Here is a 16741-nt window from a genome sequence, read left to right on the forward strand (position 1 = left end):
CGTATGTTAAGATTAGATCTTCAGTTTTTCGCATCTAAGAAAGGTGTAGGTAGTACAAAGAACGGTCGTGACTCTCAGTCAAAACGTCTTGGTGCTAAACGCGCAGATGGTCAAACGGTTTCAGGTGGTTCAATTCTTTACCGTCAACGCGGTACAAAAATTTATCCAGGTGTTAACGTTGGTCGTGGTGGCGATGACACTTTATACGCGAAAGTTGACGGCGTAGTACGCTTTGAGCGTCTTGGCCGTGACCGCAAACAAGTGAGCGTATATCCTGTTGCTCAAGAAGCATAAGAACTCACGGAAAACTCTAACCTGAGTGCAGGTTAGAGTTTTTCTATATTAAGGAGTATCTAAATGAATAAAAAATGGACAATTATAGATGCATTGCGCCATTCAAGACATGATTGGCTCAATCGTATGCAGATGGTGAAAGGAAACCTTTCCCTTGGAAAAGTGGAAGAAATTCATAGTCTCATCGATCGTTTTGTCCAAGAAGCGAGACAAGAATCCAATCTGATGGGGCTATCCATGCCTTTATTTTCAGAGTGGATTTTAACATATAATTGGAAACAGCAGCCGTGCTTATTGGAGTATGAAGTATTAGGGAATTTACATAACTTATCTCACTTAGATGAGACTGTATGTACATGGACGAATCAATTTTTCTCAATGCTTCAGCATAGTTTAGACGTATATGTTGAAAATTATGTTTGTATCACAATTGAATGTGACGCGGAGAATGCTCGTTTCTTTTTTGATTTTCGTGGTAAGCTAACGAGTGTAGAAGAACTACAGAATTGGCTTGCGAACCAAAACAATAAATGGTATTCCATTTCTTATACAGTACGAGACGAGGAAGTCTCAGTTATATTACAACCAATTGAAAAAAGTGTGGTGAAATAATGTTTGTAGATCAGGTCAAGATATATGTAAAAGGCGGCGACGGTGGTAACGGAATGGTTGCGTATCGTCGTGAGAAGTATGTACCAAAAGGTGGCCCAGCAGGTGGCGATGGTGGTAAAGGTGCAGATGTTGTTTTTATTGTTGAGGAAGGCTTACGTACATTAATGGACTTCCGCTACCAACGTCATTTCAAAGCTGATCGCGGTCAGCACGGAATGAGTAAAGGTCAGCACGGACGTAAATCTGAAGATTTACTTGTAAAGGTTCCGCCAGGAACAGTAGTAAAAGATGAAAAAACTGGTCAAATTCTTGCGGATTTAGTAACGCATGGACAAACGGCTGTAATTGCAAAAGGTGGCCGCGGTGGTCGTGGTAACTCACGTTTCGCAACAGCTACGAACCCAGCGCCAGAAATCGCTGAGAACGGGGAACCAGGTCAAGAGCGTGATGTCATTCTAGAACTGAAAGTACTGGCAGACGTTGGACTTGTTGGATTCCCAAGTGTGGGTAAATCTACATTATTATCTGTCGTATCATCAGCACGTCCGAAAATTGCAGAGTATCACTTCACAACAATCGTTCCAAACCTTGGTGTTGTTGAAACTGGTGATAACCGCAGCTTCGTTATGGCTGACCTTCCTGGACTAATTGAAGGCGCACATGCTGGCGTCGGACTTGGTCATCAATTCCTGCGTCATATTGAGCGTACGCGTGTAATCGTGCATGTTATTGATATGTCTGGTTTAGAAGGCCGTGATCCATATGAAGATTACGTAACGATTAATAATGAATTAAAAGAATACAATCTTCGCTTAACGGAGCGTCCACAAGTTGTTGTTGCAAACAAAATGGATATGCCAGATGCAGAAGAAAACTTACAAGCATTTAAAGAAAAAGTGGGAGACGAAGTAAAAATCTTCCCAATCTCAGCTGTAACGAAACAAGGTGTTCGTGACTTACTGTTTGAAGTAGCGAACTTAATAGAAACAACACCTGAATTCCCAATACATGAAGTTGTGGATGAGTCTGACACAAGTGTAATGTACAAATTTGAGACTGAAGGTGTTAAATTTGATATTACACGTGAAAGTGATGGTACGTTTGTTATCTCTGGTTACGATATCGAGAAAACATTCAAGATGACAGACTTCTCACGTGATGAATCTGTACGTCGTTTCGCTCGCCAAATGCGCGGAATGGGTATTGATGAAGCGCTTCGTGCACGTGGTGCAAAAGACGGAGATATTGTAAAAATTCTTGAATATGAATTTGAATTTATCGACTAAGACTGCCGAAATATGGCAGTCTTTTTTTATATCGCAAAAGTCTGATTTATACAGGAAAAAATCCCCACTAATTAAATTTTCAATTTATAATAGAAAAAGAAGTGGTTTTATAAGAACTTTTTATGGGGAGAAAGTGAACATGTATAAAATATTAATTGTAGAAGACGATGAAAAAATCGCGGGAATATTAGAAGAGCATTTAGAAAGATATGGCTATCAGTCATTTCGAGCGAGTGATTTACGACATATAAAAGATGAGTTTGTAAATGTAAATCCACATCTTGTGTTACTTGATATTAATTTACCGTATTTTGATGGTTTCTATTGGTGTCGTCAAATCCGCACTGTCTCGAATGCACCAATTATTTTTGTTTCTGCAAGAACGGGGGAAATGGATCAAGTAATGGCAATTGAAAATGGCGGAGATGATTACATTACGAAGCCATTCCATTTAGACATTGTAATGGCTAAGGTGAAAAGTGCACTTCGTCGTGGGTATGGTGAGTATGCTTCTGCGGCAGAAAGCGATTGTTTAGGTGTAAATGGACTGTTGTTATTCCCATCTCAGCACGTTGTTGAGTGGCAAGGGCAACAAACAGAATTGACAAAAAATGAATTTTACTTATTAGAGTGTTTAATGAAACAAGCAAATCAATATGTAACGCGTGAAGAACTGTTAGAAGCTCTGTGGGATGAAGTAGCCTTTGTTGATGATAATACATTAACCGTGAATGTGAAACGTGTAAGAAAGAAACTAGAGGAGCTAGGCATTAAAAATGCAATTGTAACGAAACGTGGATACGGTTATGCGCTTCTTACAGAGTGGGGAGAAGGGCATGAAGGTTAAAAATTACCTCATGGACCGCTTTTCTTTAATTCTTTGTTATATTGTTAGCCTTTGTTTATTTGGGCTTGTTTTGCAGTTGCAAAGTCTTTTAGAAAAGCGATCCATTGATTGGAATACATGGTTATACGGACTTTTATTAGGGACAGTTGTTTTTACTGTATATCTTATTTACGATTACCGAAAACGGAGTGTGTTTTTAAAGAGGGTTGAAAAGTATGTTACTGGTGGAAATACATTACATGATTCCTTACTTATTGATACTTCTTATACGGCAGAGCAAGAGATGATCGTTGAATCGTTTACGTTATTAAGACAGCAATATATGAATGAAGTTCATAAACAACATGCAAAAGAACAACAGCAAATGATATTTATGAATCAATGGATTCATCAAATGAAAACACCAGTATCTGTTATTGAATTACTATTACAGAAGTTTGGTAAAGAGCATCGTGAAGCAAGAGCAACAGTTGAAAGTATTCGTGAAGAAAATAACCGTATATTAAATGGTTTAGATTTAGCGTTACACATGGCAAGGTTAGAGCAGTTTGCGAAAGACTATAAAGTAGAAGTAGTAAATGTGATAGATATTATTAGAGGTATTATTAATGAAAATAGAAAGTCTTTCATTCAATCGTCTGTATTTCCGAAAGTGATGTTTGAGGAAGATACTTGTATGGTTGCCTCTGATAGAAAATGGCTCAGTATTGCTATAGGGCAAATTGTTGTAAATGCAATTAAGTATACGAAAATTTCAGAAGCAGAGAAAAAGGAAATTCAATTTCAAATTGAAGAGAAAGATCAAAAGGTGTTATTACATATTAAGGACAATGGAATCGGTATTCCAGAGCAAGATGTAAAGCGTATATTTGATCCATTCTTTACGGGGATAAATGGCCGTAAAACGAGAGAAGCGACTGGAATGGGTTTATATATTACGAAGGAAATTTGCGATAATTTACATCACGGTATGTATGTGCAATCGGCTGAAGGGGAAGGGACAACATTCACGTTCCAATTTGCAAAAGATGAAGAATATCATACATTAATGAGAAAAATGACAAAACTGTAAGATAACAAAACGTTTTGTAAGGGAAATCACTCGTTTCTTTTTCTTATTTTTCTTATAGTAAATGTAAGAAGAAAACACATAGGGGGATTAGAAATGAGTGTTCTTGAAGTAAAAGGATTAACGAAGGTGTACCAATCGAAAGGTTCAGTAGCAACGACTGCTTTAAATGATATAAATTTTAAAATAGAAGAAGGCGAATTTGTAGGGATTATGGGTCCTTCAGGGAGCGGAAAAACAACGCTTTTAAATTTATTAGCAACAATTGATAAGCAAACTTCAGGTCATGTGCTTGTAAATGGTGAAGAAATTAATCAAATGCGTGCTGCAAAATTAGCGGAGTTTCGCCGTACACATTTAGGGTTCATTTTCCAAGATTTTAACTTACTTGATACGTTATCGATTAAAGAAAATATTATTTTACCGCTTGTAATGGCGAAGAAATCTGTAAATGAAATCGATGCGAAAGTGCTTGAGATTGCAAAGTTTTTAAATATTGAAGAAATATTAAATAAAAAAGTATACGAAGTATCAGGCGGACAACAACAACGTGCAGCAGCAGCGAGAGCAATCATTCATGAACCGACGTTAATTTTAGCAGATGAGCCAACTGGAAACTTAGATTCGAAGTCAGCGAAATCGCTAATGGGCGCTCTGCAAGATTTACACGAGCAAAAGAAAGTAACGATTGCAATGGTTACGCACGATCCAGTAGCGGCTAGTTATTGTGAACGTATCCTTTTCATACGCGATGGAGAAATTTTCTCGGAAATACATAAAGGAAGAACGAAACAAGCCTTTTTCCAAGAAATTCTGGACGTACTTGCGATGCTAGGAGGAGAGTATCATGAACTTTCGCCAGCTCGCGCTTAATAACGTAAAAGGAAATTGGCGTAACTATAAAGCGTTTCTTATAAGTAGTTGTTTATCGATTGTCGTATTTTTCATGTATGCTTCTTTTATTTATCATCCAGATGTCGTAAGCGGTAATATTAGTATGAGGAAGATGATCACAAAAGGATTAGAATCGATGAATTATATTGTGGTCATCTTCTCGGCACTCTTTATTTTATATGCAAATTCAACGTTTTTACGAGCAAGAAAAAAAGAGTTTGGTCTACTAACATTAATTGGCGGAACGAAATCGCAGCTCGGCCGAATGATTATATTAGAGCAACTGATGTTAGGTAGTATTGCAATTGTAGTTGGTATTGGGGCTGGAATGCTTTGTTCAAAATTATTTTTCCAAGCGTTAAGCGTACTATTGAAAATAGATAAGACACTTCCACTCGTTTGGAATAGTAAAGCAATTCTTATTACAGCTGGTGTATACTTTATTCTATTTTTAATCCTATCATTGTTTAGTGTTTGGACAGTCGGACGCTTGCAAATTATTGATTTATTAAGAGAAGCAAGAAAGCAAAAAGTAGAGCCGTTTGCATTTACATGGTTATGTGTAGTTGGTATAGGATGTATTATTGCTGCGTATGTACTTAGCTTCCAAGTAACGTTTCTGAATTTTCTCATCCTCTTTTTACCGGTGGTAGGACTGACAATTGGCGGAACGTATTTACTATTTACACAAGGTAGTACAGTCGTATTAAAAGCATTGCAAAAACGAAAACAATCTTTTTATACGTACCCAAATATGTTCGTCCTTAGTAACCTTATTTATAAAATGAAAGATAATGCTCGTTTTCTATTTGTAATTTCTATTATTACGGCGGTTGTATCCTCGGCAGTTGGCACGCTTTACGTATATTTTGAAAATTTGAGTGCGAAAACGGTAGAACTTACACCACACGCTATTTCATATGAGGAAAAGGGGTTAAATACGCATAGCCTTATTAATGAAGAAAAGGTACAGGAGCTTGTGAAGAGGCATGGGTTTGAAGATGCGCGAAAAGTAACCTACGTTAAACTACCGGCAACACAGAAAATAACGTTGTTTAATAGTGAACATGAAGTACCGATGACGATTATTTCAGAAAAAGAATATAATACGGAAGTGCGTAAACAAAAGAGAGAGCAACCTACAGAAGTTCATAATGTACCAGGCAATGCAACGATGGTTATGGTCGATATGTCAAATGAACTGATGAAGATAGACCGCACGAAACCGTATGAATTTACAATTAACGGACAAAAGCAGTCTGTTCAATTAAATAATCCAACGCAGTATTCTGTTTTTAATGATAGTGAATATCTCGTTGTAAATGATCAAGATTTTGAGAAATATGCAAAACTAGTACCAGATGAAGAAAAGACGAAATATTACGGTTATTATATTGAGAATTGGAAAAGTACAGAAGATCTTGTATTAGATTTGAAAAATGAAATTGCACCAGAAAAGCAAGGAGAATTGAGGAATTCAGTGTTTGCGTATAAGGATATAAGAGAAGGTGGAGCAATTACAATGTTCATCGGTTTCTTCGTAGCGGTACTGTTCTTCTTCTTCGCTTGTAGTATGACATATTTTAAATGGTTTAACGATAAAGAACAAGATCGCATTCAATTTAAATCGTTAAAGAGAATCGGTATGACAGATAAAGAAATTCGCAAAATTGCGATTCGACAAATGGGAGTTATCTTCTTTATACCAATTTTAATCGGTTCAATTCATAGTGGATTTGCTCTTCATACGTTAGGGAAAATGCTTTATATTAATTTGTGGAAATCAGGTGCGCTTGTAATTGGAGCATACATTTTAGCTTCTGCCATTTACTTTATGATCGCGCAAAGAGGATATTTAAAACACGTAAAAAGCTAGGGGAACCTCTAGCTTTTTGCCTATGTAGTAAGTTACAGGAGGAAGATAGATGAACATTCGGCAACTAGCGCTGCAAAATATAAAAGGAAATTGGCGTAATTATAAAGTGTTTTTCTTAAGTAGTTGTTTTGCGATATTTGCATCTTTTGCATATATGTCTGTCATTGTACATCCGTATATGCAAGAGACGATGTGGTATCAAAACGTACGCTGGGGACTTATCATATGTAATGTTATAATTATTTCTTTTTTCGTCATATTTATTTTGTACTCTACTTCTATTTTCATAGAAGCACGTAAGAAAGAATTAGGGTTATATATGTTAATGGGAGCAACGAAGTCTAACGTAATAGGAGTAATTATGACCGAGCAAATATTAATTGGAATTTTTGCTAATATTTTCGGTATAGGGCTGGGCTTGATCTTTTTAAAGCTCTTCTTCATGGTGTTTAGTATGTTACTGGGGCTTCCGAAAGAACTCCCTGTTATATTTGACGTAAGTGCGATGGGTGTAACATTTATTACATATATGGTCGTTTTTATTCTGTTATCTTTTATAAGTGCTTTACGTATATGGAATATAAAAATCATTCGGTTATTGAAAGAATTTCGAACAGATAAAAAAGAGAAGAAAACATCAATGTGGCTTTGTATATTCGGATTTATTTGTTTAGGTATAGGATATGCGTTAGCGTTACAAGCGACCATATTAACGATAGCGGTCTATTTTTTCCCTGTGTCTATACTTGTCTCTTTCGGAACGTATTTTTCTTTTACACATGGTACTGCTCAAATATTAGAAATGATAAAACGAAATAAAAAGATTATGTATACATATCCGTATTTATTTATAGTGAATCAATTGTCACATCGAATGAAGGAAAATGGTCGCTTTTTCTTTCTGATGTCTATGGCAACGACGTTTGTAGTTACAGCAACAGGTACGGTGTTCTTATATTTTTCTGGTATGCAAGATATGTGGCGGGGCGGAGGAGTGCACTCATTTTCTTACATAGAAAAAGGTACTTCTTCTCATGAAGTCTTTGCGGAAGGAACGGTTGAACAATTATTGCACCAATATGGGTATGATGATTTTCAATATATGAGTTTTGTTGGAGTGTATGCATCTTTTCAGTCCAATAAGGGAGAAACAACAATAGTACCACTTATAAAAGGAAGTGAATATAACCAAGAAGCGAGGAAACAAAAACAGAAAACGTATTATCCTAAAAAAGGTACAGTGACACTCGTTTATTATAATAAATACAATAATTCGAATGTATATAATCAAAAAGAGATTCAATTGCAAGTAATGAATCAACCATATCAATTTGTATTTAACGGCCAGAAAGAAGGGATTCAATTTAACTATCATCCTTCGTACATTAATGGTCTGTTCTTCGTTATGAATGATGAAGATTTTGATAGTATAGCAAATCAGGTTCCTGATTCTGAAAAAATGATATATAGAGGCTACACATTACCAAATATCGAAAATACGAAAAAATTAAATGAAGATTTACGGAAACATATGAAACAAGATAATAATAATGCATTTCGAAGCAATATGGAGTTGTATGTAAATATGAAAGAAGGCGGCGATATTACTCTATTTGTAGGCTCATTTATTAGTATATTATTCTTTCTTACTTCATGTAGTATCGTGTATTTTAAATGGTTCCATAATATTGCATCGGACCGAAAGCAGTATGGTGCACTCTCTAAACTTGGAATGACGAAGGAAGAAGTATGGAAAATTTCTCGCTGGCAATTATGTATGCTATTTTTTGCGCCAATTATAGTAGGGAGTATGCATAGTGCAGTTGCGTTATATACGTTTCATAATACGATGTTTATGGATGGTTCATTACGAAAAGTAGGCTTGTTTATTCTATTTTATATCGCTGCATGCATCATGTATTTCTTTTTTGCTCAAAGAGAATATAGGAAACATTTAGACTAGCGAATGCTAGTCTTTTTTTAATATTCGAAATTTACATAGAAGAATATAAAAAAGTATGGTATAACAGTAAGAAAACGAAAAAGAGGGGAAAAGACGATGATTCGAGTAGGATATTTAGGACCAGAAGCAACATTTACAAATATGGCGGTGAGTCGTTTTTTTCCGGAAGCAGAGCATGTACCGTATCGAACGATTCCAGACTGTATGGATGCAACTGCAAATGGAAATGTAGATTATGCAGTGGTACCACTAGAAAACGCTATAGAAGGTTCAGTGAATATAACAGTTGATTATCTCGTGCATGAGCAACCACTTTCTATTGTAGGAGAAATTACAGTGCCCATTCAGCAACATTTACTTGTACATCCGCAGTATGCAGAAGTGTGGGAAGAAGTATATGCAGTGCATTCTCATCCACACGCTATTGCACAATGTCATAAGTTTTTAAATGAAGAATTAAAAGGGATAACTGCTCGAGATATGACATCAACAAGTGCTGCTGCGCAATATGTGAAAGAACATCCTGAAGAAAAAATTGCTGCCATTGCAAATGAAGCAGCTGCAGAGAAATACGGATTAACGATCGTAAGACGAAGTATTCATACACATAAAAATAATCATACACGTTTCCTAGTGCTCCATAAGAAAAAGAAAGCAATACTCTCAAATAATGGAGAAAACCGCGGAGAGAAAACGACGCTTATGATAACGTTACCTGCTGATTATGCAGGAGCACTATATCAAGTGTTATCAGCTTTCGCATGGAGAAAACTAAACTTATCAAAAATCGAATCGCGTCCGATGAAAACAGGACTTGGAAATTACTTTTTCTTAATCGATGTCGACAAAGCATACGATGACGTATTATTGCCAGGTGTAACGATGGAACTTGAAGCACTCGGTTTTTCTGTTACGGTGCTGGGGAGTTATTCTTCTTATTGGTTATAAGGGGGAGTTAGGTTATACCGTGTGATAGATCAATAAAATCCCACCTATAAATGGTGGGATTCTTTATTTTAACTTCGCAAGACGCTCTTCTAATTGACCGCGCCAAACGTCAGCTAGTTCTGGAACAGCAAGAATCTTTTCGATGCCATCTCTATCTTTTCTATTATGAAAATAAATTTCGTTAGAGAACAAGACAGAAACATTGCTCGGTTGACGTTTTAGTAATGTGATTTTTGAATCTTTACGTACAGTACCTTCTTGAAGAACGCGGCATAGATAGCCAGTAAAGCCAGTTGCTACAATGCGCGGCAGTATGCCAGGGATGCCAAGACGTTTTGAAATTGTGCTACAAGGTACTCTTGCTTGTGTTACTTGAATGATTGCTTCGCCTAGTTGATATGTATCTCCGATGCAAACATCACGCTCTAACATATTTGTTACGGTAATGTTTTCGCCAAATGCGGAAGCTGGAAGTGTTGTTTGGAATTCTTTTTCCCATAGCGCGTAATGTTCGTGTGAGTACACACAAACTGCGCGATCAGGTCCACCGTGGTGTTTTAAATCTGCTACATCATCACCAAGGAAGCCATCTTTTGATAGGAAAGCTTCTTCGGTAAGTTCTTTACATATACCAGTAATCATTTCTTTATCTTCGCTATATTTCATTTGTTTCGGTTTGCCAATGCTAAAGTGAACGAGTTCAATTCTCATATTTTATCTCCTTTACAATTGATTACAATATTATAGCATTAAAAAAGCACAGAGAATTATAAAAACTCTGTGCTTTACATTAATAAACGAGAAATCCTGCTTTATCTAAAGCTTCGCAAGCAGCATCTAATTTTTCTTTAGAATCTGCTTCAATTGTATGTAAGTGAATACCATCTGTTAATTGCGATAGATAGGAAGCATTTGTGTTTTCTATTTTTTGTAAATATTGCTCTACATCAAAGCGATTACTTACCATGATGGATGCTGTTAAGTCACCGTATACAGGATGCTCAACTTTTACATCTTTAATCGTAACGCCGTGGTCAACAAGCATTGTAAGTTCTTGACGTACTTCTGCTGGCTTATGTTGGCATACAATTACGCGTTCGAAAGCTTGTTGTTTTTCTTGTGGTTTTAAATATAAATAGCCTTGAGCAGTCGCAATGATCGGTTCGTTTCGTGCTTTAAGCAAGGAAATATCTTGCACGATAACTTGTCTACTTACGTTTGTCTTTTTCGATAGCTCATTTCCGGATAACGGTTCATTTGCAGCTAGAAGCCATTGGAGGATAAGCTGTCGTCTTTCTTCACCTAAAATCTTTTTTTGTTCATTTTGTTTCATTATGATTTAACACCTCTATAAAATTGATTTCCAATTGTGTGTAGTGCATGAATAGTAGTATCAATTTGATCTTTCGTTGTTTGTTGTCCGAAAGAGAAGCGGACATATTGTTTTGCCTCTTCATACGTTTTTCCAATTGCAAGCATTGTTTTCGAAGGTTCTTGTTTACCGACTTGGCAAGCACTTCCCGTGGAAATGGCAATACCGCGGCGATTACATTCTAGCATTGTATACTGACCTTCTATTCCTTTTATTGTAACCCCAATAATATGTGGTAAACAAGAAGTAGAATGACCTTCTACTTCAATTTCTAGCGGAAGTGTTTGTATTTGCTCTAAAAAGTAGGATCGTAATGCTTTAAAACGTAAACTTTCTTCTTGCTGATTTTTTAATATATTCTCAGCAGCTGTTAAAAAAGCTGCGATGCCAGGAACGTTCACTGTACCTGGACGAAATCCTTTTTCGTGAGAAGTCCCCGGAAATATTTGTGTCCAGCGAACTTGCGGATTGATATAGCAAGCGCCAACACCCTTCGGTCCGTATATCTTATGTGCTGAAACAGAAAGACTATCAATCCCCATCTCAAAAACATGGATAGGAAGTTTACCAAAGGTTTGTACACAATCTGAATGAAATAAAACATTATATTTTTTTAAAAGTGCCCCAATCTCTGCGATATTTTGAACGGTTCCGATTTCAGAGTTTCCGTGCTGTATACTTGCTAGAACAGTATCTTCTGAAATAGCTGCTTCTAAATCTATTAAACGAATGAGTCCATTTTTATCAACAGGAATTTCAGTAATTGTATACCCTTTTGATTGTAAGGATTGAAAATAACTTCGAATGGATGCATGTTCCATAGGTGTCGTAATAATATGCTTCTTATTTTGGGCATTGAGAAGGGACTGAATCGCAAGGTAGTTCGATTCTGACCCACCGCTCGTGAAGAATATCCCTTGTTCCTTTCCGCCAATCATGTCGGCAAATGTTTTTCTACAAACTTGTAATAAAGAAGAGGCCGTTCCTCCAATATCGTGTAAACTTTGTTCATTTCCGAAGTATTGCGATGCTGCTTTCGTATATGTTTGTAATGCTTCCGCGCTCATAGGTGTAGTAGCTGCATAGTCAAGATATATCATCATGTAAGTTCCTCTCTCTAGTAAGAGTTACATTTCTTTTATTTTTTAAATGGTAGTGAAAATAAGAATTATAAAAAAACTCTTGTCATTATTTTAAAACTATGTAAATATAGGTGTCAAGACAGTTGAAAAGTGTAAAGTAGGAGGCAACAATTATGCCAAGTGCAGATGTCTTAATTATTGGAAGTGGTATTGCGGCACTTCGTGTTGCAAAAGAGATTTGTCACGAAAAGAATGTGATTATTATCACAAAGGAAACGGATCGTAATAATAATACACATTTAGCGCAAGGTGGAATTGCCGCAGCGGTTGCTACATATGACAATCCGAATGATCATTTTGAAGATACGTTAGTAGCAGGATGTCATTATAACAATGAAGATGTGGTCCGTTATTTAGTTGAAGAAGGACCGAAAGAAATGAAGAATCTCATTGAAAATGGAATGAAATTTGATGGAGATGAAACGGGTCCCCATCTTGGAAAAGAAGGTGCACATCGAAAGCGTCGTATTTTACATGCAGGTGGCGATGCAACAGGAAAGAATTTATTAGAGCATTTCATTCAAGAAGTAGTTCCGCAAGTTACGGTAGTGGAACATGAAATGGTGCTTGATTTTATTATAGAAAGTGAAAAATGTGTTGGAGTTTTAACGCGAGATAGTGAAGGGAAGTTGAAGCGTTATGATGCAGATTATACTGTGCTAGCCTCAGGCGGGATTGGTGGTTTATACGCCTTTACTTCTAATGATAAAACAATTACGGGTGATGGACTTGCGATGGTATACCGCGCAGGCGGCGAGCTTGTAGATTTAGAGTTTGTACAATTTCATCCAACAATGTTATATACGGGCGGGCGATGCTGTGGTCTCGTTTCTGAAGCTGTCCGTGGTGAAGGAGCTGTCCTTATAAATGGAAAAGGGCAGCGTTTTATGATGGATATACACGATGATTACGATCTCGCACCGCGTGATGTGGTGGCAAGAGCGATTCACGAACAGCTTTTGTCGGGTGAAAAAGTGTATTTGAATATCGAGTCTATTCAAAATTTCGAAGAACGTTTTCCAACTGTATCAGCATTATGTAAAAAGAATGGTGTTGATATTACTAAAAAACGCATTCCGGTCGTACCTGGTGCTCATTTTCATATGGGTGGCGTGAAAACAAACATTGATGGGGAGACGTCCATTCCAAATTTATATGCAGTCGGTGAAGTAGCTTGTAACGGTGTTCATGGAGCAAATAGATTAGCGAGTAATTCGTTATTAGAAGGTCTCGTGTTTGGAAAAAGAATAGGACAACATATTTTAACGAAAGCGACACAAGACAGATTGAGCGACTTCGCTGAGAAGGAAAAGAAATTTATCGTTCTAAATCATTTGCCGACGAAAGAAGAAATACAAGAATGCATGATGAAATATGTTGGGATTGTACGAACAGAGCAAAGTTTATCTTATGCGAAGAGATGGCTTAGTAAATACGGTGTTCGAAATATGATATTACAACATGATGCTCTTACAAGTGAAGAGATAACGCTTATTAATATGTTAACAGTTTGTGAGCTTATCGTCGTATCAGCTTTACAAAGAGAAGAAAGCATTGGTGGTCATTATCGAAGTGATTATCCACATAGAAATAGCGCACAAAAAGAGATCATTCGAGTGAAAAGAAAACTACAACTTGTGTAATGAGGGGAAGAGGGGTTTTATGAATACGATAAAGGTTAAAGAAGCATTAAATCGATTTTTTCTAGAAGATATAGGAGAAAGAGATGTAACATCTCAGCTTATTTTTCCAGACAATTTATTTTCAAAAGGAACGTTTCTTGCGAAGGATACAGGGGTCTTTGCGGGACGTTTAGTCATTGAAGAAGGGTTTAAATTAATTGATGAGAGAATTAAAGTGGAGCTTCATAAAAAAGATGGAGATCTTGTAGAAAAAGGCGAAATAATTGCAACTGTCCAAGGGCCAATCGCATCGTTATTAACGGCAGAGCGCGTTATATTAAATGTTATCCAGCGTATGAGCGGAATAGCGACGATGACGCGTAAAGCGGTTCTCGCTTTAGATAGCAGCCATACACGCATTTGTGATACGCGAAAAACGATGCCAGGGCTACGTATGTTTGATAAGTATGCAGTTGTATGCGGAGGCGGATTTAATCACCGCTTCGGCCTATATGACGGTGTCATGATCAAAGATAATCATATTGCTTTTGCTGGTTCTATTACGAAAGCTGTTACATCGGTAAAAGAAAAATTAGGGCATATGGTGAAAGTAGAAGTGGAAACAGAAACGGAGGAGCAAGTAAGAGAAGCTGTAGCTGCTGGTGCGGATATTATTATGTTTGATAACCGTACGCCAGATGAGATTCGGGAGTTTTCAAAGATTGTGCCAAGCGCTATCGTGACGGAAGCTTCAGGGGGCATTACAATTGAAGATTTATCGAAATACGGAAAAACAGGGGTAGATTATATTTCACTTGGAGCGTTAACACATTCAGTGAAAGCACTTGATATTAGTTTCAATATTGAGGCGTAAGGAAAGTGGCTTAGAGGGGGAGAAAGAAATATGAGTATTTTAGAAAAAGTACAACCGATTGAAACGATGTTACCAGAGCGTTATTACACGATGTCAACAGAAGATATGGAAAAGCGGGTTCGTGAAATTAAAGAAAAAATGGGGGAAACGCTATTTATTCCAGGACATCATTACCAAAAAGATGAAGTGGTACAATTTTCTGATGCGGCAGGAGATTCACTTCAGCTTGCGCAAGTTGCAGCGAGCAATAAAGACGCAAAATATATTGTATTTTGTGGTGTACACTTTATGGCAGAAACAGCAGATATGTTAACGACAGATGATCAAATTGTTATTTTGCCAGATATGCGTGCAGGGTGTTCGATGGCAGATATGGCAGATATAGAACAAACAGAAAGAGCGTGGAAAGAGCTCAAAAAATTATTTGGAGATACGATGATTCCGTTAACGTATGTAAACTCTACAGCTGCCATTAAAGCGTTTTGTGGTCGTAATGGCGGAGCAACAGTAACGTCTTCTAATGCAAAACAAATGGTATCTTGGGCTTTTACGCAAAAAGAGCGTCTCGTCTTTTTACCGGATCAACATTTAGGGAGAAATACAGCGTACGACTTAGGTATCCCGTTAGATAAAATGGCAGTATGGGATCCACATACTGATTCATTAGAGTACGATGGAGATATAGAAGAAATTCAAGTGATTTTATGGAAAGGGCATTGTTCAGTTCACCAAAACTTTACAGTGAAAAATATAGAGAATGTACGGAAAAATCATCCGGATATGAAAATTATTGTACATCTGGAATGTTGCTATGAAGTTGTAGCTGCTTCGGATTATGCAGGTTCAACGAAATACATTATTGATATGATTGAATCGGCTCCATCCGGAAGTAAATGGGCGATTGGTACAGAAATGAATTTAGTGAACCGAATTATTCAACAACATCCAGATAAAGAAATTGTTTCACTTAATCCATTTATGTGTCCATGTTTAACGATGAACCGAATTGATTTGCCGCACTTATTATGGGCACTTGAAACGATAGAAAGAGGAGAAGAAATTAACGTTATTAGCGTAGATAAACAAGTAACTGAAGAAGCGGTTCTTGCATTAAATCGTATGTTAGAGCGTGTGTGAAGCAGCGGGATTCCCGTTGCTTTTTTTCATACATGTAATCATAACGAGAACGAAATGGGCATACATTGTTTTGAAGAAATCATTGTGATTTTTTTATCCCGCGTTAACGGGCAGTAAATCTCATACTTCAAAGTTGGATTGGAACAAAGAAGTTAGGCGGAGATCAACTACCCGTAAACGTCCGATTGGTTCAACTAATAATCAGTGGGGGATGAATCTCCCCACTGATTAAAGTTTCACTTTATGCTTATTCCACTTCAAATGATATTAAAAATCGAAGAAGTGATGAAAGTGAAAACAAGTTAACGTTATGTAGAAAGAGTTACTTCATGAGATTTGTTACTTATAGATAAGTTATACAGGAGGGGGAAAATTTGAAAATTCATATCGTGCAAAAAGGGGATACCCTTTGGAAAATTGCGAAAAAGTACGGAGTGGATTTTGATACGCTGAAACAAACAAATACACAACTTAGTAACCCGGATCTCATCATGCCAGGTATGAAAATTAAAGTACCATCAAACGGCGTTCAGGTGAAACAACATGCTGGTGCAGGCTCAGCACCTCCAAAACAATACGTAAAAGAAGTGCAACAAAAAGAATTTGCAGCAACTCCAACTCCACTTGGAATAGAAGATGAAGAAGAAGTTACGTATCAATCAGCACCAATTACGCAGCAGCCTGCTATGCAACAAACACAAAAAGAAGTGCAAGTAAAACCACAGAAGGAAATGCAAGTGAAACCACAAAAAGAAGTACAGGTAAAACCGCAGAAGGAAATGCAGGTGAAACCGCAAAAAGAAGT

General features: G+C 37.0%; 16 protein-coding genes. 13 read left to right on the forward strand and 3 right to left on the reverse strand.

Annotated features, from left to right (window positions below; genetic code table 11):
- The first annotated feature begins 3 nt into the window (after window positions 1-3).
- From rpmA to pheA, 9 genes are all read left to right on the forward strand, one after another.
- Window positions 4-294, forward strand: a complete 291-nt coding sequence (gene rpmA / locus MR147_RS17280; protein WP_000944957.1) for a 50S ribosomal protein L27 — start codon at window positions 4-6, stop codon at window positions 292-294.
- Between the two features lie 63 nt (window positions 295-357).
- Complete coding sequence (locus MR147_RS17285) at window positions 358-906, forward strand: sporulation initiation phosphotransferase B (protein ID WP_001037006.1); 549 nt, start codon at window positions 358-360, stop codon at window positions 904-906.
- A complete protein-coding gene (obgE, locus tag MR147_RS17290) occupies window positions 906-2192 on the forward strand; it encodes a GTPase ObgE (protein ID WP_000496111.1) in 1287 nt (428 codons plus the stop codon). Before MR147_RS17285 ends, obgE begins: the two co-directional genes overlap by 1 nt.
- A gap of 139 nt (window positions 2193-2331) precedes the next feature.
- Window positions 2332-3039, forward strand: a complete 708-nt coding sequence (locus MR147_RS17295; protein WP_000276721.1) for a response regulator transcription factor — start codon at window positions 2332-2334, stop codon at window positions 3037-3039.
- Complete coding sequence (locus MR147_RS17300; RefSeq protein ID WP_074607680.1) at window positions 3029-4111, forward strand: HAMP domain-containing histidine kinase; 1083 nt, start codon at window positions 3029-3031, stop codon at window positions 4109-4111. The genes MR147_RS17295 and MR147_RS17300 overlap by 11 nt, the downstream gene beginning before the upstream one ends.
- A 93-nt stretch (window positions 4112-4204) precedes the next feature.
- Window positions 4205-4981 (forward strand): ABC transporter ATP-binding protein, encoded by a 777-nt coding sequence (locus MR147_RS17305; RefSeq protein WP_000114529.1) that lies wholly within the window; start codon window positions 4205-4207, stop codon window positions 4979-4981.
- On the forward strand, window positions 4956-6878 hold the full coding sequence (locus tag MR147_RS17310) for an ABC transporter permease (protein ID WP_242304585.1): 1923 nt from the start codon (window positions 4956-4958) through the stop codon (window positions 6876-6878). Before MR147_RS17305 ends, MR147_RS17310 begins: the two co-directional genes overlap by 26 nt.
- A 49-nt stretch (window positions 6879-6927) precedes the next feature.
- Complete coding sequence (locus tag MR147_RS17315) at window positions 6928-8841, forward strand: ABC transporter permease (RefSeq protein ID WP_242304587.1); 1914 nt, start codon at window positions 6928-6930, stop codon at window positions 8839-8841.
- A gap of 96 nt (window positions 8842-8937) precedes the next feature.
- Complete coding sequence (pheA, locus tag MR147_RS17320; RefSeq protein WP_061132109.1) at window positions 8938-9789, forward strand: prephenate dehydratase; 852 nt, start codon at window positions 8938-8940, stop codon at window positions 9787-9789.
- Between the two features lie 63 nt (window positions 9790-9852).
- Here pheA and MR147_RS17325 read toward each other — a convergent pair whose 3' ends face one another.
- From MR147_RS17325 to MR147_RS17335, 3 genes are all read right to left on the reverse strand, one after another.
- On the reverse strand, window positions 9853-10500 hold the full coding sequence (locus MR147_RS17325; RefSeq protein WP_074607685.1) for an MOSC domain-containing protein: 648 nt from the start codon (window positions 10498-10500) through the stop codon (window positions 9853-9855).
- 79 nt (window positions 10501-10579) lie between these two features.
- On the reverse strand, window positions 10580-11122 hold the full coding sequence (locus MR147_RS17330) for a transcription repressor NadR (protein WP_000812272.1): 543 nt from the start codon (window positions 11120-11122) through the stop codon (window positions 10580-10582).
- Window positions 11122-12264, reverse strand: coding sequence for an IscS subfamily cysteine desulfurase (locus MR147_RS17335; protein WP_074607687.1), 1143 nt, complete (start codon window positions 12262-12264; stop codon window positions 11122-11124). The genes MR147_RS17330 and MR147_RS17335 overlap by 1 nt, the downstream gene beginning before the upstream one ends.
- A 152-nt stretch (window positions 12265-12416) precedes the next feature.
- On the opposite strand from MR147_RS17335, the gene nadB reads away from it, so the two are divergent.
- From nadB to safA, 4 genes are all read left to right on the forward strand, one after another.
- Window positions 12417-13946 (forward strand): L-aspartate oxidase, encoded by a 1530-nt coding sequence (gene nadB / locus MR147_RS17340; RefSeq protein WP_242304588.1) that lies wholly within the window; start codon window positions 12417-12419, stop codon window positions 13944-13946.
- A gap of 19 nt (window positions 13947-13965) precedes the next feature.
- Window positions 13966-14799 carry a carboxylating nicotinate-nucleotide diphosphorylase gene (gene nadC, locus MR147_RS17345; RefSeq protein ID WP_071728493.1) on the forward strand — a complete coding sequence of 278 codons (834 nt, stop codon included), beginning with the start codon at window positions 13966-13968 and terminating at the stop codon, window positions 14797-14799.
- Between the two features lie 30 nt (window positions 14800-14829).
- Window positions 14830-15936: a quinolinate synthase NadA gene (nadA, locus tag MR147_RS17350; RefSeq protein WP_242304590.1), complete on the forward strand. Its 1107-nt coding sequence runs from the start codon at window positions 14830-14832 to the stop codon at window positions 15934-15936.
- Window positions 15937-16310: 374 nt separating this feature from the next.
- On the forward strand, window positions 16311-16741 hold a 431-nt coding region (safA, locus tag MR147_RS17355; RefSeq protein ID WP_242304591.1), incomplete at its 3' end, for a SafA/ExsA family spore coat assembly protein.

Source organism: Bacillus cereus group sp. BfR-BA-01350, assembly GCF_022663775.1.
In the GTDB taxonomy this organism is placed as follows: Bacteria; Bacillota; Bacilli; order Bacillales; family Bacillaceae_G; genus Bacillus_A; species Bacillus_A paranthracis.

Bases quoted from the DNA above. Each gene is read 5' to 3' on its own strand.
- MR147_RS17285 (WP_001037006.1), top strand. From the start codon at position 358: ATGAATAAAAAATGGACAATTATAGATGCATTGCGCCATTCAAGACAT.
- MR147_RS17325 (WP_074607685.1), bottom strand. From the start codon at position 10,500: ATGAGAATTGAACTCGTTCACTTTAGCATTGGCAAACCGAAACAAATG.
- obgE (WP_000496111.1), top strand. From the start codon at position 906: ATGTTTGTAGATCAGGTCAAGATATATGTAAAAGGCGGCGACGGTGGT.
- MR147_RS17295 (WP_000276721.1), top strand. From the start codon at position 2,332: ATGTATAAAATATTAATTGTAGAAGACGATGAAAAAATCGCGGGAATA.
- MR147_RS17335 (WP_074607687.1), bottom strand. From the start codon at position 12,264: ATGATGATATATCTTGACTATGCAGCTACTACACCTATGAGCGCGGAA.
- MR147_RS17315 (WP_242304587.1), top strand. From the start codon at position 6,928: ATGAACATTCGGCAACTAGCGCTGCAAAATATAAAAGGAAATTGGCGT.
- nadB (WP_242304588.1), top strand. From the start codon at position 12,417: ATGCCAAGTGCAGATGTCTTAATTATTGGAAGTGGTATTGCGGCACTT.
- MR147_RS17310 (WP_242304585.1), top strand. From the start codon at position 4,956: ATGAACTTTCGCCAGCTCGCGCTTAATAACGTAAAAGGAAATTGGCGT.
- pheA (WP_061132109.1), top strand. From the start codon at position 8,938: ATGATTCGAGTAGGATATTTAGGACCAGAAGCAACATTTACAAATATG.
- MR147_RS17330 (WP_000812272.1), bottom strand. From the start codon at position 11,122: ATGAAACAAAATGAACAAAAAAAGATTTTAGGTGAAGAAAGACGACAG.
- MR147_RS17305 (WP_000114529.1), top strand. From the start codon at position 4,205: ATGAGTGTTCTTGAAGTAAAAGGATTAACGAAGGTGTACCAATCGAAA.
- rpmA (WP_000944957.1), top strand. From the start codon at position 4: ATGTTAAGATTAGATCTTCAGTTTTTCGCATCTAAGAAAGGTGTAGGT.
- nadA (WP_242304590.1), top strand. From the start codon at position 14,830: ATGAGTATTTTAGAAAAAGTACAACCGATTGAAACGATGTTACCAGAG.
- nadC (WP_071728493.1), top strand. From the start codon at position 13,966: ATGAATACGATAAAGGTTAAAGAAGCATTAAATCGATTTTTTCTAGAA.
- MR147_RS17300 (WP_074607680.1), top strand. From the start codon at position 3,029: ATGAAGGTTAAAAATTACCTCATGGACCGCTTTTCTTTAATTCTTTGT.